This is a genomic window from Rouxiella silvae (assembly GCF_002093625.1).
GTDB lineage: Bacteria > Pseudomonadota > Gammaproteobacteria > Enterobacterales > Enterobacteriaceae > Rouxiella > Rouxiella silvae.
This window is the reverse complement of record NZ_MRWD01000001.1, coordinates 89,188-113,167: the sequence shown is the minus strand read 5'-3', so window position 1 is coordinate 113,167 and position 23,980 is coordinate 89,188. Positions and strand designations below refer to the sequence as shown.

The 23,980-nt window shown below is 49.3% G+C and carries 17 protein-coding genes; 13 read left to right on the top strand and 4 right to left on the bottom strand.

What is annotated here, in order from left to right; translation table 11 throughout:
- Nucleotides 1-4: 4 nt before the first annotated feature.
- The 3 genes from BS639_RS00500 (at nt 5) to BS639_RS00490 (ending at nt 4,258) form a co-directional block, all read left to right on the top strand.
- Nucleotides 5-1,348, top strand: a complete 1,344-nt coding sequence (locus BS639_RS00500) for a replication-associated recombination protein A (protein WP_055777907.1) — start codon at nt 5-7, stop codon at nt 1,346-1,348.
- Nucleotides 1,349-1,453: 105 nt separating this feature from the next.
- Complete coding sequence (gene serS, locus BS639_RS00495; RefSeq protein WP_084981957.1) at nt 1,454-2,746, top strand: serine--tRNA ligase; 1,293 nt, start codon at nt 1,454-1,456, stop codon at nt 2,744-2,746.
- Nucleotides 2,747-3,112: 366 nt separating this feature from the next.
- The gene (locus BS639_RS00490; RefSeq protein ID WP_084981956.1) at nt 3,113-4,258 is read left to right on the top strand and encodes an MFS transporter; all 1,146 of its coding nucleotides are present in this window, start codon (nt 3,113-3,115) and stop codon (nt 4,256-4,258) included.
- A gap of 56 nt (nt 4,259-4,314) precedes the next feature.
- On the opposite strand, the gene pflA is transcribed toward BS639_RS00490, so the two are convergent.
- The 4 genes from pflA to ycaO all read right to left on the bottom strand — a co-directional run bounded on the left by pflA (nt 4,315) and on the right by ycaO (nt 10,601).
- Nucleotides 4,315-5,055: a pyruvate formate lyase 1-activating protein gene (gene pflA / locus BS639_RS00485; protein WP_055777916.1), complete on the bottom strand. Its 741-nt coding sequence runs from the start codon at nt 5,053-5,055 to the stop codon at nt 4,315-4,317.
- A gap of 75 nt (nt 5,056-5,130) precedes the next feature.
- Nucleotides 5,131-7,413, bottom strand: a complete 2,283-nt coding sequence (pflB, locus tag BS639_RS00480) for a formate C-acetyltransferase (protein ID WP_084981955.1) — start codon at nt 7,411-7,413, stop codon at nt 5,131-5,133.
- A gap of 97 nt (nt 7,414-7,510) precedes the next feature.
- Nucleotides 7,511-8,368 (bottom strand): formate transporter FocA, encoded by an 858-nt coding sequence (gene focA, locus BS639_RS00475; RefSeq protein ID WP_055777922.1) that lies wholly within the window; start codon nt 8,366-8,368, stop codon nt 7,511-7,513.
- 469 nt (nt 8,369-8,837) lie between these two features.
- On the bottom strand, nt 8,838-10,601 hold the full coding sequence (gene ycaO / locus BS639_RS00470; RefSeq protein WP_084981954.1) for a 30S ribosomal protein S12 methylthiotransferase accessory factor YcaO: 1,764 nt from the start codon (nt 10,599-10,601) through the stop codon (nt 8,838-8,840).
- A gap of 276 nt (nt 10,602-10,877) precedes the next feature.
- Here ycaO and serC point away from each other — a divergent pair, with 276 nt between their 5' ends.
- From serC to BS639_RS00420, 10 genes are all read left to right on the top strand, one after another.
- A complete protein-coding gene (gene serC / locus BS639_RS00465) occupies nt 10,878-11,963 on the top strand; it encodes a 3-phosphoserine/phosphohydroxythreonine transaminase (protein WP_055777928.1) in 1,086 nt (361 codons plus the stop codon).
- 122 nt (nt 11,964-12,085) lie between these two features.
- Nucleotides 12,086-13,369, top strand: coding sequence for a 3-phosphoshikimate 1-carboxyvinyltransferase (gene aroA / locus BS639_RS00460; protein ID WP_084981953.1), 1,284 nt, complete (start codon nt 12,086-12,088; stop codon nt 13,367-13,369).
- A 268-nt stretch (nt 13,370-13,637) separates the two neighbouring features.
- A complete protein-coding gene (gene cmk, locus BS639_RS00455) occupies nt 13,638-14,339 on the top strand; it encodes a (d)CMP kinase (RefSeq protein ID WP_055778265.1) in 702 nt (233 codons plus the stop codon).
- Between the two features lie 176 nt (nt 14,340-14,515).
- Complete coding sequence (gene rpsA / locus BS639_RS00450) at nt 14,516-16,189, top strand: 30S ribosomal protein S1 (protein ID WP_139804018.1); 1,674 nt, start codon at nt 14,516-14,518, stop codon at nt 16,187-16,189.
- Nucleotides 16,190-16,258: 69 nt separating this feature from the next.
- Complete coding sequence (gene ihfB, locus BS639_RS00445; RefSeq protein ID WP_009636638.1) at nt 16,259-16,543, top strand: integration host factor subunit beta; 285 nt, start codon at nt 16,259-16,261, stop codon at nt 16,541-16,543.
- A gap of 227 nt (nt 16,544-16,770) precedes the next feature.
- The gene (locus BS639_RS00440) at nt 16,771-19,053 is read left to right on the top strand and encodes a ComEC family protein (protein WP_324615963.1); all 2,283 of its coding nucleotides are present in this window, start codon (nt 16,771-16,773) and stop codon (nt 19,051-19,053) included.
- 36 nt (nt 19,054-19,089) lie between these two features.
- Nucleotides 19,090-20,838 carry a lipid A ABC transporter ATP-binding protein/permease MsbA gene (msbA, locus tag BS639_RS00435; RefSeq protein ID WP_055777937.1) on the top strand — a complete coding sequence of 583 codons (1,749 nt, stop codon included), beginning with the start codon at nt 19,090-19,092 and terminating at the stop codon, nt 20,836-20,838.
- Complete coding sequence (gene lpxK, locus BS639_RS00430; protein WP_084981951.1) at nt 20,835-21,824, top strand: tetraacyldisaccharide 4'-kinase; 990 nt, start codon at nt 20,835-20,837, stop codon at nt 21,822-21,824. The genes msbA and lpxK overlap by 4 nt, the downstream gene beginning before the upstream one ends.
- A gap of 504 nt (nt 21,825-22,328) precedes the next feature.
- A complete protein-coding gene (locus BS639_RS00425) occupies nt 22,329-22,541 on the top strand; it encodes a cold-shock protein (protein WP_055777944.1) in 213 nt (70 codons plus the stop codon).
- An 84-nt stretch (nt 22,542-22,625) separates the two neighbouring features.
- Nucleotides 22,626-23,855: a winged helix-turn-helix domain-containing protein gene (locus BS639_RS00420; protein WP_084981950.1), complete on the top strand. Its 1,230-nt coding sequence runs from the start codon at nt 22,626-22,628 to the stop codon at nt 23,853-23,855.
- Nucleotides 23,856-23,980 lie beyond the last annotated feature (125 nt).

Below are 23,980 nucleotides of genomic sequence, written 5' to 3'. Positions count from 1 at the left end.
CTTAGTGAGTAATCTGTCACTCGATTTTTCCCATAATGAATTTCAGCCACTGGCCGCAAGAATGCGGCCGGTTACCTTGGCTGAATATATTGGCCAGCAGCACCTGCTGGCCCCTGGCAAGCCGTTGCCACGCGCTATTGAAGCGGGACAGCTGCACTCCATGATCCTGTGGGGACCGCCAGGTACGGGGAAAACGACGCTGGCTGAGCTGATTGGCCGTTATGCCAACGCTGACGTTGAACGTATTTCGGCGGTTACGTCCGGTATTAAAGAGATCCGTGAAGCGATTGAACGCGCTCGTCAGAATCGCAATGCCGGTCGACGGACTATCTTGTTTGTCGACGAGGTGCATCGGTTTAATAAAAGTCAGCAGGACGCATTTCTGCCGCATATTGAAGATGGCACCATTACCTTTATCGGCGCGACCACTGAAAACCCCTCATTTGAATTGAATTCGGCGCTACTTTCGCGTGCCCGCGTTTATTTACTGAAAGGGTTGACGGCGGATGACATCGAAAAGGTCATCGATCAGGCAATGAACAACGCCGACCGTGGCTATGCTGGGCAAAATATTCGTATTTCTCCGCAAACCCGCCGTATGCTAGCCGAATTGGTCAATGGCGATGCCCGCCGCGCCTTAAACAGCATTGAAATGATGGCCGATATGGCCGAGGTTGATGCACAGGGCGTCAGGGTACTCACCACAGAGCTGTTGAATGAAATCTCTGGTGAACGCAGTGCGCGCTTTGACAATAAAGGCGACCGCTATTACGACCTGATTTCAGCCCTGCACAAGTCAGTGCGTGGCTCTGCCCCTGATGCTGCGCTCTATTGGTATGCACGCATTATCACCGCCGGTGGCGATCCGCTTTATGTTGCAAGGCGTCTTCTGGCCATTGCCTCGGAAGATGTTGGCAATGCCGATCCGCGTGCGATGCAGATAGCCATCGCCGCTTGGGATTGTTTTACCCGCGTTGGGCCGGCCGAAGGCGAAAGAGCTATTGCACAAGCTATTGTTTATCTGGCCTGTGCACCCAAAAGTAACGCCGTTTATACGGCTTTCAAGGCCGCAATGCGCGATGCAAAAGAGCAGGCTGACTATGACGTTCCAGAGCATTTACGCAATGCGCCAACCAAGTTGATGAAAGAGATGGGGCTGGGTGCAGAATACCGCTACGCGCATGACGAACCCAACGCCTACGCCGCCGGTGAGAACTATTTCCCTCCTGAAATGGCCAAAACGCAGTACTATTATCCGACTGCACGCGGTATGGAAGGCAAAATCGGGGAAAAGATGGCGTGGTTAACTGAACAAGATCAAAATAGCCCGACAAAACGCTACCGATAAATTTGCTGTTGCGGTAAGGTTATCCCTGATAACTCTTTGACATGCTGCCGTTTCAGGCGGTATGCATCATCTAAATATTTTTAATTCAACACGAACAGGATTAGCATGCTCGATCCCAATCTGCTGCGTAATGAGCTAGACGCAGTTGCAGAAAAACTTGCTCGCAGAGGTTATAAACTCGATGTAGAAACATTGCGCGCTCATGAAGAACGTCGCAAAGTACTGCAAGTCGAAACGGAAAATCTTCAGGCTGAAAGGAATGCGCGATCGAAATCGATCGGTGCGGCCAAAGCTCGCGGTGAAGACATCGATGCCCTGCGTCAGGAAGTTAACGAACTGGGTGACAAGCTGAGCACGGCCAAGGCCGAACTGGAAGCTCTGCTCGAAGAGATGAATAAAGTGACTCAGGCGTTGCCAAACCTGCCTGATGACTGCGTTCCTGTTGGTAAAGATGACAGCGAAAACCTCGAAGTTAGTCGTTGGGGTACGCCGCGTCAGTTTGATTTTGAGGTTCGCGATCACGTCTCGCTGGGCGAAATGGCCGGTGGGCTTGATTTTGCCGCCGGTGTGAAACTGACCGGTGCACGCTTTGTGGTCATGCAGGGCCAAATTGCCCGCATGCATCGCGCACTGTCTCAGTTTATGATTGATCTGCACACTGAGCAGCACGGGTATATTGAAACGGCAGTGCCTTATCTGGTGAACCAAGATTCGCTGTTTGGTACCGGTCAGTTGCCAAAGTTTGGTGAAGACCTGTTCCACACCAAACCGTTGGGTGAAGAAGCGGGCACCAGCAACTATGCGCTGATCCCGACGGCAGAAGTTCCGCTGACTAACTTGGCGCGCGACGAAATTCTTGAAGAAGAGTCTCTGCCGCTGAAACTGACCGCCCACACGCCGTGCTTCCGCTCAGAAGCCGGATCCTATGGTCGTGACACCCGGGGTCTGATCCGTATGCACCAGTTTGATAAAGTCGAAATGGTGCAAATTGTTCGCCCTGAAGACTCCATGCAGGCGTTGGAAGAGCTGACCGGTCATGCAGAAAAAGTGTTGCAACTGCTGAATCTGCCTTATCGTAAAATGCTGCTGTGCACCGGTGATATGGGGGCCGGTTCTTGCAAAACTTATGATTTAGAAGTATGGCTACCTGCGCAGAATACCTACCGTGAAATTTCCTCTTGTTCAAACATGTGGGACTTCCAGGCTCGCCGTATGCAGGCCCGTACCCGCAGCAAAACTGAGAAGAAACCACGTCTAGTTCACACGCTGAACGGATCTGGATTAGCGGTTGGTCGTACACTGGTTGCAGTACTCGAAAACTACCAAATGGCAGACGGCCGCATTGAAGTTCCAGAAGTATTGCGCCCTTATATGCGTGGACTGAACGTCATCGGTTAATTAATCGTTTAAACGGTTAAATTACGTGAAAAATCTAAGGCCAATCGTTAATGCGATTGGTCTTTTTTATTGATTGAAAGCATACGTTTAACAACCTTTGTTTATCGGCGATATTTTTTAATCGTCCCATACACGATGCGTTAATTTTTATAAAACGATTCTCTAGATTGCAAAACAAAATACTTACTAATCAATGTGATATTTATTTTTGTTTTGAAGTGTGCAATCTCTACTCTTGGCTATTGATTAGTTATTTAAATCATGGAAATGCAGATTGTGCGCAAGGTCGATTTCACCAGATTGACTTTTTACTAACCAATGGCATTATGCGCGCAATTTCATTGTATTTCTGGTCGCCCAATCTCTATGTCTGCTTATTCTCGCCCGGTGCTGTTGCTGCTCTGTGGTCTTTTGTTGCTTACCGTTTCTATAGCGGTACTGAGTACGCTCGTCCCTCTTTGGCTGACGCACGAAGCCCTTCCTACCTGGAAAGTTGGCCTTGTTAGTTCTTCTTATTACGCCGGGAATTTATTGGGGACTCTGATCGCGGGTCGGTTAATCAAGCAACTAGGTTTTAACCTGAGTTATCAGCTTTCATGCATTGTTTTTGCTGTTGCGACAGCCGGTCTTGCACTTTCAATGAACTTCTTTGGCTGGATTAGCTGGCGTTTCATCGCCGGTATTGCTTGTGCACTGATCTGGGTGATTGTCGAAAGTGCTCTGCTGCGTAGTGGTACGGTGAAAAATCGTGGGCAACTACTTGCGGCCTATATGATTGTTTATTATATCGGAACCGTTGTTGGTCAGTTGCTGCTGGGAAAAGTGTCAACCGAGTTGTTTAGCGTCATTCCTTGGGTGACCGGTATTATCGTTATTGCCATGCTTCCACTGCTGTTTGCACACATCACTAACCAAGACAGTGAACAACCCCACACCAGCGTTTGGCCAATGTTAAAACGCCGCAGTGCCCGACTGGGCATTAACGGGTGTGTCATTTCAGGCATCGTGTTGGGGTCATTATACGGACTGATGCCGCTATTTTTGGCACATCGTGGCCTTAGCGACGCCGATGTTGGCTACTGGATGGCGCTGCTTGTCAGTTCAGGAATAATCGGCCAATGGCCGGTAGGGCGCCTGGCCGATCGCTATGGCCGATTGACTGTGCTGCGCGTGCAGGTTTTTGTAGTTATTCTCGGTAGTATTGCCATGCTGAGTGGCTATGCCATGGCGCCTGCACTGTTTGTGTTAGGCTGTGCCGGCTTTACGCTTTATCCAGTGGCAATGTCTTGGGCCTGTGAAAAAGTGAATCCGGATGAGTTGGTCGCCATGAATCAGGCACTGTTGATGAGTTATACCATCGGTAGTCTTGCCGGTCCTTCAATGACCGCCATACTGATGCAGAACTATTCCGACCGCGTGCTCTTTGTGATGATAGCCGCCGTGGCGCTGGTGTATTTAATTATGTTGCTGCGCAAGACAGAGAACACCCACAACCCCGTTGCTGCCGCTTAATACTGTTTTTCCTGAAGCCGCAGCGTGGCTAGCTGCGGCTTCAAAAAAGAAAAATATCAGTACATCACTTTGTGGCCGTAGCTCTCCAGTATCCCTTTGACCCTTTCCATGATTTCTTTGGTCGGAGGGCTTACACCGTCGAGGCCGTATTTCTCTCCCATTGCAGTCCATTTATGCTTACCGAGTTCATGGTAGGGCAGGAGTTCTATTTTTTCTATATTGCCCATATCCTTGGTGAACTCACCGAGCATGTGTGTCGATTGGTCATCATCTGACCAGCCGGGCACTACCACGTAGCGGATCCAGGTGCGTTGATTACGTTTGGCAAGATACTGAGCGAACTCAAGCGTACGGTGATTCGAAACACCCACCAGTTTTTGATGTATTTCATCGTTCATCTGCTTAAGGTCGAGCATCACCAGATCTGTTGCATCAATCAATTCATCAATCACTGGGTCGTAACGTCGTACAAAGCCGTTAGTATCCAGGCAAGTATTAATACCTTCTTTTTGACACGCCTGGAACCAGTCGCGAACGAACTCGGCCTGCAAAATTGCTTCACCGCCGGAAGCCGTAACGCCACCACCCGAAGCGTTCATAAAGTGGCGATAGCTCACCACCTCTTTCATTAAATCTTCGACGTTTATTTCTTTACCCCCATGCGTATCCCACGTATCGCGGTTGTGGCAATACATGCAACGCATCAGGCAGCCCTGAAAAAACACGATAAAACGGATACCTGGGCCATCTACGGTGCCACAGGATTCATAGGAGTGAATGCGACCTTGAACAGACATTGCGGATGTTCTCCAATGTGAAAAGGCCCCACACAAGTGGAGCCTTAATGAACAACTACAGGAAGCTCATCACTTTTACAGCGTTTTAGTGAAGGTACGAGTAATAACGTCCTGCTGCTGCTCTTTAGTCAGTGAGTTAAAACGCACTGCATAGCCTGATACACGAATTGTCAGTTGCGGGAATTTTTCTGGATCTTCCATCGCTTCAAGCAACATTTCGCGGTTCATCACGTTGACGTTAAGGTGCTGACCGCCTTCGATAGATGCTTCGTGATGGAAATAACCGTCCATCAGACCCGCTAGGTTGGCTTTACGGACGTCATCATCTTTACCCAGCGCGTTTGGCACGATAGAGAAGGTATAAGAGATCCCGTCTTTCGCGTAGGCAAACGGCAGTTTGGCAACGGAGGTCAGTGAGGCAACGGCACCTTTCTGGTCACGACCGTGCATAGGGTTAGCACCTGGTCCAAACGGTGCACCAGCACGACGGCCATCAGGCGTGTTACCGGTCTTCTTACCGTACACTACGTTTGAAGTGATGGTAAGTACTGATTGGGTAGCCACCGCGTCACGATAGGTTGGCAGTTTCTGAATTTTTTTCATGAAACGTTCTACCAGGTCGCAGGCGATGTCATCAACGCGTGAGTCGTTATTACCAAACTGTGGATATTCGCCTTCAATTTTGAAGTCTACAGCCAGGCCGTCTTCATCACGGATTGTGCTTACTTTGGCATATTTAATGGCTGACAGTGAGTCGGCGGCTACTGACAGTCCCGCGATACCACAGGCCATAGTGCGATAAACATCACGGTCGTGCAGTGCCATCAGAGCGGCTTCATAGCTGTATTTGTCGTGCATGAAGTGAATACAGTTCAGTGCGGTCACATACTGCTTGGCCAGCCAATCCATAAAGTGATCCATACGTTCCATCACTTTATCGTAGTCTAATACTTCATCCATCATTGGCGCTTCTTTAGGGCCAACCTGGATTTTCATTTTTTCATCAACGCCGCCGTTGATGGCGTACAGCATGGTTTTCGCCAAGTTGGCACGCGCGCCGAAGAACTGCATTTGTTTGCCGACAATCATTGGGCTTACACAGCAGGCAATGGCGTAATCATCGTTGTCAAAGTCCGGACGCATCAGGTCATCATTTTCATACTGAATTGATGATGTATCAATTGAAACTTTGGCCGCATACTTCTTGAAGTTCACCGGCAGTTTTTCTGACCACAGAATGGTCATGTTCGGCTCTGGAGAAGGGCCCATGGTGTAAAGAGTATTCAAGAAGCGGAAGCTGTTTTTGGTCACCAGCGTACGGCCATCAACGCCCATACCTGCCAATGATTCAGTTGCCCAAATTGGGTCGCCGGAAAACAGTTCATCGTATTCTGGAGTACGCAAGAAACGCACCATGCGCAGTTTCATTACCAGGTGGTCAATCAGTTCCTGAGCCTGTTCTTCAGACAGTTTACCCGCTTTGATATCGCGTTCGATAAACACGTCAAGGAAGGTAGATACGCGACCAAATGACATGGCGGCGCCGTTCTGAGATTTAACAGCGGCCAAATAGCCGAAGTAGGTCCACTGAACCGCTTCCTGAGCACTGCTTGCCGGACCTGAAATATCGAAGCCGTACTTGGCCGCCATTTCTTTGATTTGGCCTAGCGCGCGGTACTGTTCCGAAATTTCTTCGCGCAGCTGAATCGTCATTTGCAGGTCTTCACCGTTCTCCAGTTTTGACTGCAAAGACTGGAACTGGGCAAATTTGTCGGCCATCAGGAAATCAATGCCATAAAGCGCTACGCGGCGATAGTCACCGATAATGCGGCCACGGCCGTAGGCATCAGGTAAACCGGTCAATACGCCGGATTTACGGCAGTTAAGAATGTCTTTGGTGTAGACGTCGAAAACGCCCTGGTTGTGAGTTTTGCGGTAATCGGTAAAGACTTTTTTCAGCTGAGGGTCGAGTTCGCGGCCATACACTTTGCATGAGCCTTCAACCATTTTAATGCCGCCGAAAGGAATAATGGCACGTTTTAATGGTGCATCAGTCTGTAGGCCTACGATGGTCTCTAAAGATTTGTTGATATAACCCGCGTCGTGCGAGGTGATGGTTGAGGCGAGGTCGGTATCAAAATCAACAGGTGCTTTTGTTGCGTTTTCCTGTTTGATGCCTTCCATCACGCTGTCCCACAAGGTGGTCGTCGCTTTTGTTGCACCGGCCAGGAAGGACTCGTCACCCTCGTAAGGGGCGTAGTTTTTCTGAATAAAGTCACGAACGTTGACTTCAGTCTGCCAGTCACCAGCGCTAAAACCCTGCCATGCAGTGGTCAATTTTTCATTGAGCTTGGACATTTTGCACCTACCTTCTAATTTGATTTTTTTCAAAAAATTGCGTTATCGGGATAACTTGAATAACAGTTAAAGATTTTGCGAAAAGCATCGTTAATGACTAATGACGCTGCTCATCACGCAGATAAATGACCCAGTAAGTCAGGCCTACCAGTAAGCCACCGCCGATGATATTGCCGAGCGTCACCGGGATCAGGTTGTCGATAATAAAGTGGGAGACAGTTAGGTCGGCAAATTTGTCCGGTGCACTGCCTACCGCCTGCCAGAAGCTTTCTGGCGCGAAATTTTTAATAACTATACCGAGGGGGATCATGAACATATTGGCGATGCTGTGTTCGAAGCCGCTGGCGACAAACATGGCGACCGGGAGGATCATCGCGAACATTTTGTCCATCAGGCTGCGGCCGGAATAACTCATCCATACCGCCAGACAGACCATTAGATTGGCTAGAATGCCCAAGCAAACTGCCTCGATAAAAGTATGATGCATCTTATGATCGGCAGTTTGCAGGACGTTTAAGCCCCAAAGACCGTTGTCGGTCATGTGCATGCCTGCAAACCAGATAAGGGCCACAAAGAAAAGCGCACCGAACAGGTTGCCGATGTAAACGTTTAGCCAATTAAAGCCCAGTTGGGACCAGGTGATGCGACCGCTTGCCTTGGCAATGACGGTTAATACGGTTGACGTAAATAAATCTGCGCCACATACCACGACCAGCATCAGGCCCAGTGAGAAACAGATACCCCCCACTAGTTTTGCCAGGCCAAAAGGTATGCTGGCGGTACCTGTGGTCGAGGTGATATAGAAAACGAAGGCAATTGAGATAAAGACACCGGCGGTAATCGCCAGGAAAAAGGTTTTTATAGGTTGCTTGGTGGCTTTATACACCCCTGCATCTTCGGCAACTTTCGCCGTGGCAGCAGGTAATAACAAATTGAAGGGGTTGTCAGCGTTCACATTAACTCTCTCTTAAGGGTTATGTACTGCAAGACGAATATTAGCAACCTAGTGTAGTTGAGATATTGATTTGGATCATAACTGGGCGTGACTATCGCCGAGTTGAGGCAGATGAGAAGGGTGGGATAGGGCTAATTTACTGATTTTAATGGGTAAAAATGTTTTTAATTTTCACAAAAAAAGTTTAACTAAAAACGGTTAAATGAGATGGTTGCGTTGATTTATAAGCGAAAATGTCGAATTGAAATTTTGCAGCATACAATTTGCATCTCATTATTTTACAAGAAAAAAATCAATCCAACAGAAGATAGCCACAGTATCTTTCAGTTTGGCGATATTTAACGCTTGTTTCGTCGAAGAGTCAAACCAGATAGGCCGCTTTAATTTTGAAATGGAACAGCGGATGGAACATGAAACTTTGGTCGTAAAAAAACCGGCGGTTTCACGCCGGTTGATGTAATGATGCTACTTACGCTTTTGACCAGAAACGACGCTTGGCTACCTGAAGTTTCTCATAGGCAGCAAGCAGTCCCTGATGGGCTGGTAGCGCGTTAAGTTCAGGGTCAACGGCGAACAGACTGTGGAAGCGTTCCTCACCGCTGATGGCGGCAGAAGCACGTTCAACAGCTTCTTGGCCGTACATTTTAACGAAGGCGTTGTAATACTGAGAGGCTTCGCGCTCTGGCTCCAACGCTAATTGCAGCAGCGTTTGCAGGCAGCGGTAATAGTTATTGCGCTCATCGCTGTAGACTGATGCGTTGAACTCATGCGCCCATTCCGCCCAGGTCAGTGCCTGATCCATATCACCACCGGCGAGTGCCAGCATGGATTTCAACTCACCCACGCGCAGGGTGTACCAACCATTGTCTTTGCCGCTAGCAATGCCCAGTAACTCACGCACACGGGTAAAGTCATCCAGACCTTCATCATCCAGTTGAGTTATCATTTCAAGATATTCTTCCGGTGCGAAATCGCTGCCTGGAAGTGCAAGGATCTGATCACGCAAATGTGCGCCCATGCTGTTGTTGGCAAGCAATAGGTCTTCAGCAGGATAAATATCAGACATGCCCGGTACGATGATACGGCAAGCGTAAACGTCGAGGTGCTCATAGTCGGCGATGTAAACCTCAGCGTCTTCTTTATCAAAGATGGCCATCAGCGTGGCGAACTCTTGCTCAGTGCTGCCACTGAAACTCCAGTCAGCAAACTCGAAGTCTGCGTCCTGCTTAAACAGGTCCCAACAGATAAGGCCGCTGGAATCGATAAAGTGAGTTTCAAGGTTTGCGTGCTCGGCAACTTCTTCATCGTCAAAGGTTGGCGCGGTAAACACGTCCAGATCTTTAAGGCTGCGTCCCTGAAGCAGTTCAGTGACGGTACGCTCAAGTGCGACGCCAAAGTCAGGATGAGCGCCGAAAGAGGCGAAACAGGTACCGTTTGCTGGGTTGAACAACACCACGCAAATTACCGGATAGTTGCCGCCTAATGATGCGTCATAGGAAAGAATAGGGAAACCTTCTTCTTCCAGTTTGGCAATGGCTTCAACCACGCTAGGGTAACGAGCCAGCACGTCGGCAGGAATTTCAGGCAGGCTAATAGATTCGGCGATGATGCGGTTTTTAACGTAACGCTCAAACACTTCGGAAAGACCTTGAACGCGCGCTTCGTTGGCAGTGTTACCGGCCGACATGCCGTTAGACACGTACAGGTTACCAATGATGTTCATCGGAATATAAACGGTTTCAAGGTCTGACTGACGGGTAAACGGCAGGGCGCAGATACCGCGGCTGGCATTACCAGACTGCAAATCGATAAGTTCGCTGCCGGTCAGCTCTTTTTCTTCGTCGTAGAACGCATGGAGCCGTTCGTCGAGAATGCCTTTTGGCAGGCTATTGTCTGCAGGAATTGGAAACCACTTTTCATTCGGGTAGTGAACGAAGTCGCCTTCTGCGATCTCTTTGCCAAGATAGAAGTCAGCAAAGAAGTAGTTTGTCGACAGGCGTTCGAAGTATTCACCCAGCGCCGAAGCCAATGCCGCTTTTTTACTGGCTCCCTTGCCGTTGGTAAAGCACAGCGGGCAGTCGCGGTCGCGGATATGTACAGACCAGACGTGCGGGACCGGATTCAGCCACGAAGCCTCTTCGATATTAAAGCCGAGGTCGGTAAGTTTTTGCTGAAAACGGGAGATGGAGACTTCCAGCGCCGCGTCTTTGCCAGGGATAAAAGTTTGCGTCATTGAGTTCACTTTTGTGCGTTCTAAAAACGCGCAATGATACGGGTTTTTTGGTTTGAGCTCCACGTATTCATTGTGCTAAGAAAAAAGAATATAACAGCCGAAGATATGAAATTTATTACTGATTATTAATCTGGGGCGAATAACAATTGCAGCAGGGGGTGACCAGTGTTAAAACCGATAAACTGGTTGTTGGTATACGCAATCGATTCAATGATGCTATCAATCAACGGCTCAATTGGCTTTCAAGTGGCTATCTAAGAGAAGTGGTGAGGGGAAATGACTCAGGTTTATAATTTTAGCTCAGGTCCGGCGATGATCCCGGCTGAAGTCTTACGTCGTGCTGAACAAGAACTCTGTAATTGGCACGGTCTCGGCACCTCGGTGATGGAAATCAGTCACCGCAGCAAGGAGTTCATCCAGGTAGCCGAAGAGTCCGAAAAGGATATTCGTGACCTGATGAATATCCCCTCGAACTATAAAGTTCTGTTCTGCCACGGCGGCGCGCGCGCGCAGTTTGCTGCGATCCCGATGAACCTACTGGGTGACAAAGCGTCTGCCGATTATATCGACGGCGGCTACTGGGCGCACAGCGCGGTTAAAGAAGCGCAAAAGTATTGCACGCCAAATGTGATTGACATCACAACGACTCTGGGTGACAAACGCGGCCTGCTGCCAATGAGCGAGTGGAAGCTCAGTAAAGATGCGGCTTACGTACACTACTGCCCGAACGAAACTATCGATGGTCTGGCCATTGATGAAATGCCTGATTTTGGCGATAAAGTGGTTATTGCCGACTATTCCTCAACCATTCTTTCGCGTCCTATCGACGTGAGCCGCTTTGGTGTTATCTATGCCGGCGCGCAGAAAAATATTGGTCCAGCCGGTCTGACGCTGGTTATTGTCCGCGAAGATCTGTTAGGTAAAGCACGCAAAGAGCTGCCGTCTATTTTGGATTACACCGTGTTGGCCGAGAACGACTCAATGTTCAACACCCCGCCAACGTTTGCTTGGTATTTGTCGGGTATGGTATTCAAATGGCTGAAAGAGCAGGGCGGCCTGAACGAAGTCGAAAAACGTAACAAAGCCAAGGCTGAGTTGCTTTACGGTACCATCGACCGCAGTGGTTTCTACCGTAATCAGGTTGCCGATGCTAACCGCTCACGCATGAACGTGCCTTTCCAGTTGGCTGATTCTGCGCTGGATGCTGTGTTCCTGAAAGAGTCCTTGGAAGCCGGTCTACATGCGCTAAAAGGCCACCGCGTAGTTGGCGGTATGCGTGCATCTATTTATAATGCTATGCCGTTGGAAGGCGTTCAGGCCTTGACCGCGTTTATGAATGACTTTGAAAAACGCCACGGTTAATCTGGCGTATAGACTCACTGTTTGATTTGCATTTTTATTATTAGAAATGTTCGTAATTAAACTAACCCCGGCCCTGTGTCCGGGGTTAGTTTTTAAAATACTTACCGATTTACGGAGACGCTGTGGAAGCCCTAACCCTACAACCTGTTGCACGAGTCAACGGCACAATTAATTTACCTGGATCAAAAAGTGTCTCAAACCGTGCACTTTTATTGGCCGCATTCGCCAAGGGTACCACCCATCTGACCAACCTACTCGACAGCGACGACGTTCGCCACATGCTTAATGCGTTGACTGCGTTGGGTGTGACGCACCGTCTGTCAGAAGACCGTACCTGCTGTGACATTGACGGTTTGGGCGGTGTTTTCCCGAAAGTCAACAATCTGGAACTGTTCCTTGGCAATGCCGGTACTGCCATGCGCCCGCTGGCTGCTGCGCTGTGCTTTGGTGAGCAAAATGTGGTGTTGACCGGTGAGCCACGTATGAAAGAGCGCCCGATCGGCCATCTGGTCGACGCCTTACGCATGGGCGGCGCGCAGATTGACTACCTCGAGCAAGAAAATTACCCGCCCCTGCGCCTGCACGGTGGCTTCAAAGGCGGTGAAATCAGCGTGGATGGCAGCGTATCGAGCCAGTTCCTCACCGCACTGCTGATGACTGCACCCTTGGCCGAAAGCGACACAGTTATCCGTATTAAAGGTGAGCTGGTTTCAAAACCGTATATCGATATCACCTTGAATCTGATGAAAACCTTCGGCGTGACCGTGGTTAATGAAGATTACCAACAGTTCCGCGTGCAGGCTAACCAGAGTTACACGTCCCCAGGCACTTACCTGGTTGAAGGTGATGCTTCTTCCGCATCTTACTTTCTGGCAGCGGCGGCCATCAAAGGTGGCACCGTTCGCGTGACAGGTATTGGCAAAAATAGCATGCAGGGTGATATTCGCTTTGCCGACGTGCTCGAAAAAATGGGCGCCACTGTGACTTGGTCCGATGACTATATTGAATGTACTCGCGGTGAACTGCACGGTATCGATATGGATATGAACCACATTCCCGATGCGGCGATGACCATTGCCGTTGCGGCGTTGTTCGCACAAGGCCCAACCACGTTGCGCAACATTTACAATTGGCGGGTAAAAGAAACCGACCGTTTGGCGGCAATGGCCACCGAGCTGCGTAAAGTCGGCGCAACAGTAGAAGAGGGCGAAGATTACATCAGCATCGTTCCACCAAGCTCACTGACTTTTGCTGAAATTGGCACCTATAACGATCACCGTATGGCGATGTGCTTCTCGCTGGTGGCGCTTTCTGACACGCCAGTGACGATTCTTGACCCGAAATGCACCGCGAAAACTGTCCCAGAGTATTTCGACCTACTGGCGTCACTCTGCACCTCGGCCTAAGCCTTTAGTCATCCCTTTCTCTAAAACGGACATTATCGTGTCCGTTTTTTTATTTTCGCGCAGTCATCCTCCCGTCGCTATGCTTAAATATTCTCTATTTTGCGTGTTTATTGAATCGCTTTGCCGTTTTCCCCAGCTTATTTTTCTTAACATGCTTAAGTGGGGTAACAGTTCGGCAAAAGGCAGCGTATAATGCTGCACCTGAATTAGCCCAGTTGGGTTAATGATGAGGGGTTTTCCCCACCGAAAGGAGAGAGAAATGACGGCTATGACCTCGTCTATAACCCCAGTGATAACCGTTGATGGGCCAAGTGGTGCCGGTAAAGGCACACTGTGTAAGGCTCTGGCTGAGGCGTTTGGATGGCACCTGCTTGATTCCGGTGCAATTTATCGCGTTCTGGCTCTGGCTGCGCTGCATCATCAGGTTGATATCGTTTCCGAAGAGGCGCTGGTGCCGCTTGCCGCACACCTCGACGTTCGCTTCGTGGCGAACAACGGACAGCTTAACGTTATTTTGGAAGGTGAGGATGTCAGTCATGAAATCCGCACTGAAACCGTAGGCAATACCGCTTCACAGGCAGCCGCTTTTCCGCGGGTTCGCGAAGCACTTCTTCGCCGCCAGCGTGCCTTTAAAGAAAAACCGGGTCTTATCGCCGATGGACGAGATATGGGCACCGTGGTCTTCCCTGAAGCACCGGTAAAGATTTTTCTTGATGCTAGCCCTGAAGAACGCGCAAACAGAAGAATGCTACAGTTGCAGGAAAAGGGCTTTAGTGTTAACTTTGAACGTCTTTTAGCCGAGATAAAAGAGCGGGATGACCGCGATCGTAATCGGGCTATAGCGCCTTTGGTTCCTGCGCAAGATGCGTTAATACTGGATTCAACCAGTATGTCCATTGATGCAGTTATCGAAAAAGCGTTGGCGTATGCCACTGAAATTTTAGGATTGCCGCTAAAACAAACACGGTGATTCGAGCAAATATCTGGTGCTGATCCATTCTTTTTTGTAAAGAAAAGGGAGTCAGTGCCAGTTTTGCTACCGTTTTTTTTAACCTCGCCGCCAGGACGGTAGCGGGGCATTTGAAACAACCCCATCCAGCATGAAGCCAGATGGACGTTAAACTTAAGAAACTAAAGATTATCAATATGACTGAATCTTTTGCTCAACTCTTTGAAGAATCCTTAAAAACAATCGAAACCCGTCCGGGTTCAATCGTTCGTGGTGTTGTTGTGTCTATCGACAAAGACGTCGTACTGGTTGACGCCGGTCTGAAGTCTGAGTCTGCTATTCCAGCAGAGCAGTTCAAAAACGCACAGGGCGAACTGGAAATCCAGGTTGGCGACGAAGTTGACGTTGCACTTGACGCTGTTGAAGATGGCTTCGGTGAAACTCTGCTGTCTCGTGAGAAAGCTAAGCGTCATGAAGCATGGCTGATGCTGGAAAAAGCTTACGAAGAAGCTGCAACTGTTACCGGTGTTATCAACGGTAAAGTTAAAGGCGGTTTCACCGTTGAGCTGAACGGTATTCGTGCGTTCCTGCCAGGTTCACTGGTTGACGTGCGTCCTGTTCGCGACACGCTGCATCTCGAAGGCAAAGATCTTGAGTTCAAAGTCATCAAGCTGGACCAGAAGCGCAACAACGTTGTTGTTTCTCGTCGTGCAGTAATTGAGTCTGAGAACAGCGCTGAGCGCGATCAACTGCTGGAAAACCTGCAGGAAGGCATGGAAGTTAAAGGTATCGTTAAGAACCTCACTGACTACGGCGCCTTCGTTGATCTGGGCGGTGTTGACGGCCTGCTGCACATCACAGATATGGCTTGGAAGCGCGTTAAGCACCCAAGCGAAATCGTGAATGTTGGCGACGAAATCACTGTTAAAGTTCTGAAATTCGACCGTGAGCGCACTCGTGTTTCCCTTGGCTTGAAACAGCTGGGCGAAGATCCATGGGTTGCTATCGCTAAACGTTACCCAGAAAGCACCAAGCTGACTGGTCGCGTAACCAACCTGACTGATTACGGCTGCTTCGTAGAAATCGAAGAAGGCGTTGAAGGTCTGGTTCACGTGTCTGAAATGGACTGGACCAACAAGAACATCCACCCATCCAAAGTTGTTAACGTGGGTGACGTAGTGGAAGTTATGGTTCTGGACATCGACGAAGAACGTCGTCGTATCTCCCTGGGTCTGAAGCAGTGTAAATCTAACCCATGGCAGCTGTTTGCAGAAACCCACAACAAGAACGACCGTGTTGAAGGCAAAATCAAGTCAATCACTGACTTCGGTATCTTCATCGGTCTGGACGGCGGCATCGACGGCCTGGTTCACCTGTCTGACATCTCCTGGAACGTTGCAGGCGAAGAAGCAGTACGTGAATACAAAAAAGGCGACGAAATCGCAGCTGTGGTTCTGCAAGTTGATGCAGAGCGTGAGCGCATCTCCCTTGGCGTTAAACAACTCGCAGAAGACCCGTTCAATAACTACCTGTCTGTAAACAAGAAAGGTACTATTGTTACTGGTAAAGTAACTGCAGTTGACGCTAAAGGTGCTACAGTTGAATTAGCAGGCGGCGTAGAAGGTTACCTGCGTGCTTCTGAAGCTTCTCGCGACCGTATTGAAGACGCAACTCTGGTTCTGAACGTTGGTGATGAAGTTGAAGCTAAATTCACTGGCGTAGACCGTAAGAACCGTGTTGTAAGCCTGTCCGTCCGTGCTAAGGACGAAGCAGACGAGAAAGATGCAATCGCCGTGGTTAACAACAAACCAGACGAAACCAACTTCTCTAACGCTATGGCTGAAGCGTTCAAAGCGGCAAAAGGCGAGTAATAACGGGACGCAGCTCCTTAATGGAGCTGCTTCTATAACGGTAGTTTAGCTGCAAAGCTTGGAGGTTATATGACCAAGTCTGAACTCATTGAAAGACTTGCTGGACAGCACTCTCATGTCCCGGCGAAAGCCGTTGAGGATGCCGTGAAAGAGATGCTTGAACATATGGCTGCAACCTTAGCTGATGGAGAACGCATCGAAATCCGCGGGTTTGGCAGTTTTTCTCTTCACTACCGTGCTCCGCGCGTTGGGCGTAACCCAAAGACTGGAGACAAGGTTGAGTTGGACGGCAAGTACGTTCCTCACTTTAAGCCAGGCAAAGAGTTGCGCGATCGCGCGAACATTTATGGTTAAGGATTTATCCTTTTCCTGAATGTCTGCCTAAAGCGAACAAAACGGTGTCTTAACGGACACCGTTTTTTTTTGCCTAAAATCAGCAGCCGAGCCTGATGAATATTTAAATTCTGGGTAACGTCTCGCAGCAAATGCCTTCCACAATTGCTTCAATCCCTCATCTCCCCAACAATCCACCTTCATCCATGCGGCAAGCACACTGCCTCAATTGACTGAAGGATAGAGTCATCAAGATTACATTCACTCAAATTTCGCTGGCATTAATCAGCGGTATTCTACCTTTAACGGTACTGGCGCAGTTGCCGGGTCTGTATTTCTGTATTGTCCTGTTTGTTGTCGCCTGCGTTGCGGGATATCTGCCATATTGCCTCTCAAAACTGCTTTGCATAGCTCTAATGGGATTTCTTTGGGCGACGGCAAACGGCCAGCAAATTTTACAGCAGACCAACAATTTTAGCGGTGGACGGCAGCAGGTGGTTGCACAAATAAACAGTGCCTTTTTGCAGCGCGAAGACAAACACAATGTGGTTATTGCGCTAAAAGAGGTCAATGGGCATCGCGTTTTTCCACCGCTTTCGGCTAAAGTGTCGAGTGACGGCTTTCCTGATGGATATTGTGCAGGGCAACGCTGGCGGCTTACACTGAGTCTCAGACCAGTGCATAGCCAATTGAATCTCGGTAATTTTGACGGGCAGCGCTGGGCGATTGCGAATAGACAAACGCTCAGCGGACGGATACGCAGTGCCGAACTTATATCGGGCGCATGCTCCGTACGTCAGAGGATTATCAGTAGGGTACAGCGGCAGACCCAAGACCTGAACAGCATGCCGGTTCTGATGGCGCTAGCATTTGGTGAGCGTTCGTTAATCCCCCAAAAGATGAACAATTTGTTTAAAATTACCGGTACTGCGCATCTGATGGCAATATCCGGCTTGCATATTGGTGTCGCGGCGCTTATTGGCTGGCTTTTAGCCCGAGGGCTGCAATTTCTGTTGCCGATGCGCTGGATTGACTACCGCTTCCCGCTCGTCGTTAGCTGGCTGGCCGTGCTTTATTACACCTGGCTTTCTGGGGTAAATCCACCCGCCATGAGAGCAGCTTTGGCCATCACGCTATGGTTGGGGCTGCGTTTATGGCGGATGCGTTGCCATCCCTGGCAGGTATGGGCCTGGGGCGTAGCATTGCTGATGATGCAAGATCCATTGGGTATTGTCTCAGACAGTTTTTGGCTTTCATGTTTTGCCGTGGCAGGACTTATCTTCTGGTTCCAATGGGCACCTTTGCCAAATCGATTTTCGCATCGCTGGTACTGGGGTTGGCTTCGCTATGCCCATCTTCAAACCGGAATGACCTTTTTACTGCTGCCGATGCAAATTGGCTTGTTTCACGGGTTAAGTACGGCTTCATTTTTTGCCAATCTGTGGGCAGTGCCAATTGTCTCGCTGTTGACGGTGCCCCTGGTGTTGATTGCACTGGTCCTAAGTCCCCTGCCGTATGAACTCTCGCTTCCTGTGGTTTCTTCGCTTTGGTCACTGGCCGATGCCAGTCTGGTATGGGTGCTATACGGGCTTGAACAGGCAGAGCATTATTGGTTGCCACTCGGCGAAGGTGCAATAGGGTTGAGCTTGATGGGTTGGCTGGGCGTTATCATCTGGAGAATGGGGTGGCTTTTTACCTATCCGGCGGGCGTGGTGGCACTTTTCGGTTTGATGATGCTGTGGAGGCAATCAACAGCCCGCGAAAACTGGCGAGTTGATATGCTTGACGTGGGACATGGATTGGCGGTGTTAATTGAAAAAAATGGTCGGGGTGTACTTTATGACACGGGAAATAGATGGGAGGGAGGATCGCAGGCTGAAATGCAGATCCTGCCTTATCTCCAGTGGCGCAATATACAAATAGATCAGATAATTATTAGCCACAGCCATATGGATCACCACGGCGGCACCGACCTCGTTAAAGCTGCCTTTCCAAAGGCCAGCCTAAGAACGTCATTTCGTGGTAATTTGCCGTGCATAAGCGGGCAGAGCTGGCAGTGGCAGGAATTGAAGTTTTCCGTACTGTGGCCGCTGGCCTTGCACGATTACGCGGGAAATGATGACAGTTGCGTTGTGCGTATTACGGACGGAAAATTCAGCGTTTTACTCACGGGTGACATTGAGCGCCAGTCGGAAACGCACTTAGTGAAGCAAAGTCGGAAAAGTTTACCGGTTAATTTGTTACAGGTTCCTCATCATGGCAGCAATACTTCCTCCATTGGCCCTTTTTTACGGGCAAGCGGGGCCGAGGTGGCGATTGCCTCGGCTTCACGGTTCAATGTTTGGCGTTTGCCAGCGCAAAAAATAAAAGACCGCTATCGAGAAAATGCGGTGGTTTGGCATGACACTGCGCGTTCCGGCCAACTCAGTGCGTTCTTTTTCAGCAATTATTGGGTAATTAAGGGCCTGCGGGAACAATTAATGCCCCGTTGGTATCATCAGTGGTTTGGCGTTGGGGGAGATAATGAGTAGAATGGGCCGCTGTTTATATCGCTGCTGGTTAATTGCATGATTAATGATAAAGATCTCTCCACCTGGCAGACATTCCGTCGCCTCTGGCCGATGATCACACCTTTTAAGGCTGGGCTTATCGCCGCAGCTATCGCGCTGGTGGTCAATGCCGCCGGTGATACGCTCATGCTATCGCTGCTCAAGCCCCTCTTGGATGATGGTTTTGGTAAAACTGACCGCTCAATCCTGATGTGGATGCCGCTGGTGGTTATTGGTCTGATGCTGGTTCGCGGCGTCAGCGGATATGTGTCCAGTTACTGCATCTCTTGGGTTTCAGGCAAAGTGGTTATGCAGATGCGGCGCCGCCTGTTTGGTCACATGATGAGAATGCCTGTGTCGTTCTTTGACCAGCAGTCCACCGGTACTCTGTTGTCGCGAATTACTTACGATTCAGAGCAGGTTGCGTCCTCGTCCTCAAGCGCGCTGGTTACCGTGGTGCGCGAAGGTGCGTCGATCATTGGCCTGTTTATCATGATGTTTTACTACAGCTGGCAGCTGTCGGTGATCTTGGTTGTTATCGCGCCTATCGTTTCTATTGTGATCCGCGTGGTGTCCAAGCGTTTTCGTAATATCAGTAAAAACATGCAGAACACCATGGGTCAGGTGACCACTAGCGCAGAACAAATGCTGAAAGGGCATAAAGAGGTGCTGATTTTTGGTGGTCAGGCGATTGAAACCGAACGTTTTGATAAAGTCAGCAATCATATGCGCCGTCAAGGTATGCGTTTGGTTTCTGCCTCGTCGATTTCTGACCCGATTATTCAGTTGATTGCCTCACTGGCGTTGGCATTTGTGCTCTACGCCGCCAGCTTCCCGTCAGTAATGGAAACGTTAACTGCCGGTACTATCACCGTGGTCTTCTCTTCAATGATTGCGCTGATGCGTCCGCTAAAATCATTGACCAACGTCAACGCTCAGTTCCAGCGCGGCATGGCGGCCTGTCAGACTCTTTTCTCTATCCTCGATATGGAACAAGAGAAAGATGAAGGCTCACGCACTATTGAACGTGCCAAAGGCGATATTGAATTTAAACATGTCACCTTTAGTTACGGTAGCAGCGAGAAACCGGCCCTGAAAGATATCTCTTTCGATATTCCGGCGGGTAAAACGGTGGCATTAGTGGGGCGCTCTGGTTCGGGTAAATCGACCATTGCCAATCTGATGACCCGTTTCTACGACATTCAGCAGGGCGAGATTTTACTCGACGGACACGACCTGCGTGAGTATACGCTGTCGTCGCTACGTGACCAGGTTGCGCTGGTGTCGCAAAACGTTCATCTGTTTAACGATACCATTGCCAACAACATCGCCTATGCGCGTACTGAAAAGTATAGCCGCGAGGACGTTATTAAGGCCGCGACCATGGCGCACGCGATGGACTTCATCAACAAGATGGAAAACGGCATTGATACCATTATTGGTGAAAACGGTGTGCTGCTTTCCGGTGGACAGCGCCAGCGTATTGCAATTGCTCGCGCATTGCTGCGTGACTCTCCGGTCTTGATTCTGGACGAAGCAACCTCGGCGCTGGATACCGAGTCTGAGCGGGCGATTCAGTCGGCACTCGATGAACTGCAGAAGAACCGTACTTCACTGGTCATTGCACACCGTCTTTCTACCATTGAGAAAGCCGATCAAATTTTGGTCATTGAGGATGGGAAAGTGGTAGAGCGTGGCGCTCACGATGAGCTGATCGCACTGCACGGGGCCTATGCTCAACTTCATCGGATGCAGTTTGGCCAATGATTGAGCGCATCTGGTCGGGGCAATCCGCACTTTATCTGCTGTTGCTGCCCTTCAGCTGGCTGTACGGAATAGTCTCGCTAGTGCTGCGTTATAGTTATAAAAAAGGGTGGAAGAAAAGCTGGCGAGCACCGGTTCCCGTCGTGGTGGTGGGCAATCTCACCGCCGGTGGCAATGGTAAAACACCGGTCGTTATCTGGCTTGTCGAGCAGTTGCAGCAGCGTGGACTGCGCGTTGGCGTGGTTTCCCGCGGCTATGGAGGCAAAGCGGAAAGCTACCCTTTGGTGTTGAATTCTGCCACTACCACGTCGCAGGCCGGTGACGAACCTGTGCTCATTTTTCAGCGCACAGGTGCGCCGGTGGCGGTTTCCCCCATTCGTTCAGAGGCAGTAAACGCGCTGTTGAAAGCCTCGGCGCTAGATATTATTGTGACCGACGATGGTTTACAGCATTATGCCCTGCAGCGTGATTTTGAAATTGTGGTGATCGACGGCGTGCGGCGTTTCGGTAACGGTCACTGGCTCCCCGCCGGGCCTATGCGAGAAAGGGCCTCAAGATTACAGAGTGTCGACGCAGTTATTGTGAACGGTAATGGTAAAGGGCAGGGCAATGAAATCGGCATGCTGCTTCAGGCGGGAGATGCGGTAAATTTGCTGACCGGTGAGAAATGCAAGGCTGAGTTGTTAACCCATGTTGTGGCAATGGCCGGCATTGGCCATCCTCCTCGCTTTTTCGCGACACTGAGCCAACTAGGGGTTAAAGCTGAAAAAGAAATTCCCTTTGCCGACCACCAAGCTTACCAGCTCGAACAGCTTGGTGCGCTGACCGATGAGAAACAAACGCTGCTTATGACCGAAAAAGATGCAGTAAAGTGCCGCAGCTTTGCCCAGTCTACCTGGTGGTATCTGCCGGTCGATGCGCATCTTTCGCAACCAGACTCTTTGAAATTGCTTGAGCGTATCAACGCATTGGTGCCATCAAAAGGCTGATTAGATAAGATAGGCCTGTTTAAAACTTGACCTTCATCACAATTTATGAGTTAATGCAGTACGGCCTGTGAATGCAGAGCTATTTATGAGTATGTACAGTATCGTTAGCCGCAAGTGCCGCTAACCTTAGCAGTGACAGTTCCTCCCAAACGTTATCTTTATTGTTTGACTCGCCAAAGTTTGACTTGCCAAAAAGTTTGATTCCGCTACAAAGACGAACCTTCGAAGTACCTTCCATAAGTAATTTTTCTGAAAAACGGCCCCGATGCCTTATGGCACAACGTGATGTGTTAGGTTACCTGAACGATTTATTGTAATTGTTGTCCAATTCAACAACATAAATCGCCTAGGGTGCTACACTCAAAGCTATCGCCTGCCAATAACGGCAGGATTTAATATGCTCATTAGAGGGTTTTTTATAAGAACAACTTTAGTATGGGCAAGCGCATCCGAACAATAATAAAAAAGCGTTGTCATGGATGCCCGAAAAAAGGAAATAAAATTATGATGTTAAAAATGGGTTTAGTTAAATGGTTTAATCAGGCTAAAGGCTATGGTTTCATTTCTCCACTCGACGGTTCTTCCGAAATTTATGTCAGCCGTACTTCCATTGCGAATACGCGTAACAAATCGTTGAATGCTGGTCAAAGTGTAGAGTTCACCATTTATAATAGTTCGACTCATGGCCCGGCGGCAGCGGACGTTATCGCCTACTAAGCCACAATCAGCGGCGGTACATTTTACCCCCTGATTAAAATGTGTTATCGATATCCGCCTACTAACTGTTTGACGGATATCGATATGCCAAATCCACGTATTACTCTCCAAGCAGCGCGCACGCTTCACCTCGCCGCGCAACAACTCCAATATCCGTTAAAAACCCTGGCAACTCCTGACTGTCTACTTTCAGCTATACGGCGTATGGCGTTGCTGCAAATCGATACTATTAGCGTCGTCGCCCGCAGTCCTTATCTGGTGCTTTTTATTCGTTTGGGTGAGTACCCCGCCGAGTGGCTTGAGTCCACGCTGTTTGAGCAAAAAATCTTTGAATACTGGGCCCATGAAGCCTGCTTCATTCCTATAGAAGACTATCGACTGCTGCGTCATCGTATGCTTGACCCAGATAAAATGGGATGGAAGTTCAATCAGGCGTGGTTCGACGAACATCAGACCGACATTCAGGCTTTGCTTAAACATATTTCAACCAACGGCCCAGTAAGATCGGCAGATTTCAAGGCAGAAAAGCGTGCAACCAGCGGCTGGTGGGACTGGAAACCGCATAAAAAGCATCTTGAAACACTGTTTACCCGCGGCGATCTGATGGTAGTTGAAAGGCGTAATTTTCATCGTGTATACGATCTTCGTGAAAATGTGCTGCCACAGTGGGACGATGCAACCCATACGCTGAGCAAAGAAGAGGCCGAGTTTGAAATGCTTTGCCGTTCAGCCCAGGCGTTGGGTATATTCAAAATCGAATGGTTAGCAGACTACTACCGTCTAAAACGCGTGAATGCTAAAAAACTTACTGCCAGGTTGTTGGAAGCTGGATTGATCACTGAGGTGGAGGTGATAGGGATCGAGACACCCATGTATGTCCATCAGTCATGCTTCAGTTTGCTCAATGAAACCGCGAGTGGAAAAATCATCTCTACCGTTACCACCTTGCTCTCGCCCTTTGATCCCGTGGTGTGGGATCGAAAAAGAGCGCTCGAGTTGTTTAATTTTGATTATCGCATAGAGTGTTATACCCCTGAGTCCAAGCGTAAATACGGTTACTTCACCTTACCTATTCTTAATCGTGGTGAAATCATTGGGCGAACCGATGCCAAAATGCACCGCAAAGAGAGCATTTTGGAGATCAAAAGTCTGCACCTCGAAAAGGGGGGGGCAGTAGGATCTCGTCGTGCTAAGGACGTCGCGGATGCAATAAGCCGTTTTGCTCGTTGGCAGGGAGCCAGTCAGGTAAAATTAGGTAATATTCCTGCTGAATTAGCACAGCTTTGGGGAGAGGGGTGGAGTTTAATCGAGTAGAAGCAGGTTTTTTGATAGCTTAAATAGAAAACGGCTGCATTCGGCAGCCGTTTACGTTTCGCCGTACAGCATTAATTGCTGAAGTTGGCGAACAAAGCGATGATTTTGTGGAAAACTTTCATTTT

Excerpts from the sequence above, each read along its gene's own strand:
- BS639_RS00420 (WP_084981950.1), top strand. The coding sequence starts at position 22,626 with ATGCCAAATCCACGTATTACTCTCCAAGCAGCGCGCACGCTTCACCTC.
- pflA (WP_055777916.1), bottom strand. The coding sequence starts at position 5,055 with ATGTCTGTTCAAGGTCGCATTCACTCCTATGAATCCTGTGGCACCGTA.
- lpxK (WP_084981951.1), top strand. The coding sequence starts at position 20,835 with ATGATTGAGCGCATCTGGTCGGGGCAATCCGCACTTTATCTGCTGTTG.
- rpsA (WP_139804018.1), top strand. The coding sequence starts at position 14,516 with ATGACTGAATCTTTTGCTCAACTCTTTGAAGAATCCTTAAAAACAATC.
- ihfB (WP_009636638.1), top strand. The coding sequence starts at position 16,259 with ATGACCAAGTCTGAACTCATTGAAAGACTTGCTGGACAGCACTCTCAT.
- msbA (WP_055777937.1), top strand. The coding sequence starts at position 19,090 with ATGATTAATGATAAAGATCTCTCCACCTGGCAGACATTCCGTCGCCTC.
- serS (WP_084981957.1), top strand. The coding sequence starts at position 1,454 with ATGCTCGATCCCAATCTGCTGCGTAATGAGCTAGACGCAGTTGCAGAA.
- BS639_RS00425 (WP_055777944.1), top strand. The coding sequence starts at position 22,329 with ATGATGTTAAAAATGGGTTTAGTTAAATGGTTTAATCAGGCTAAAGGC.
- BS639_RS00490 (WP_084981956.1), top strand. The coding sequence starts at position 3,113 with ATGTCTGCTTATTCTCGCCCGGTGCTGTTGCTGCTCTGTGGTCTTTTG.
- cmk (WP_055778265.1), top strand. The coding sequence starts at position 13,638 with ATGACCTCGTCTATAACCCCAGTGATAACCGTTGATGGGCCAAGTGGT.
- pflB (WP_084981955.1), bottom strand. The coding sequence starts at position 7,413 with ATGTCCAAGCTCAATGAAAAATTGACCACTGCATGGCAGGGTTTTAGC.
- ycaO (WP_084981954.1), bottom strand. The coding sequence starts at position 10,601 with ATGACGCAAACTTTTATCCCTGGCAAAGACGCGGCGCTGGAAGTCTCC.
- serC (WP_055777928.1), top strand. The coding sequence starts at position 10,878 with ATGACTCAGGTTTATAATTTTAGCTCAGGTCCGGCGATGATCCCGGCT.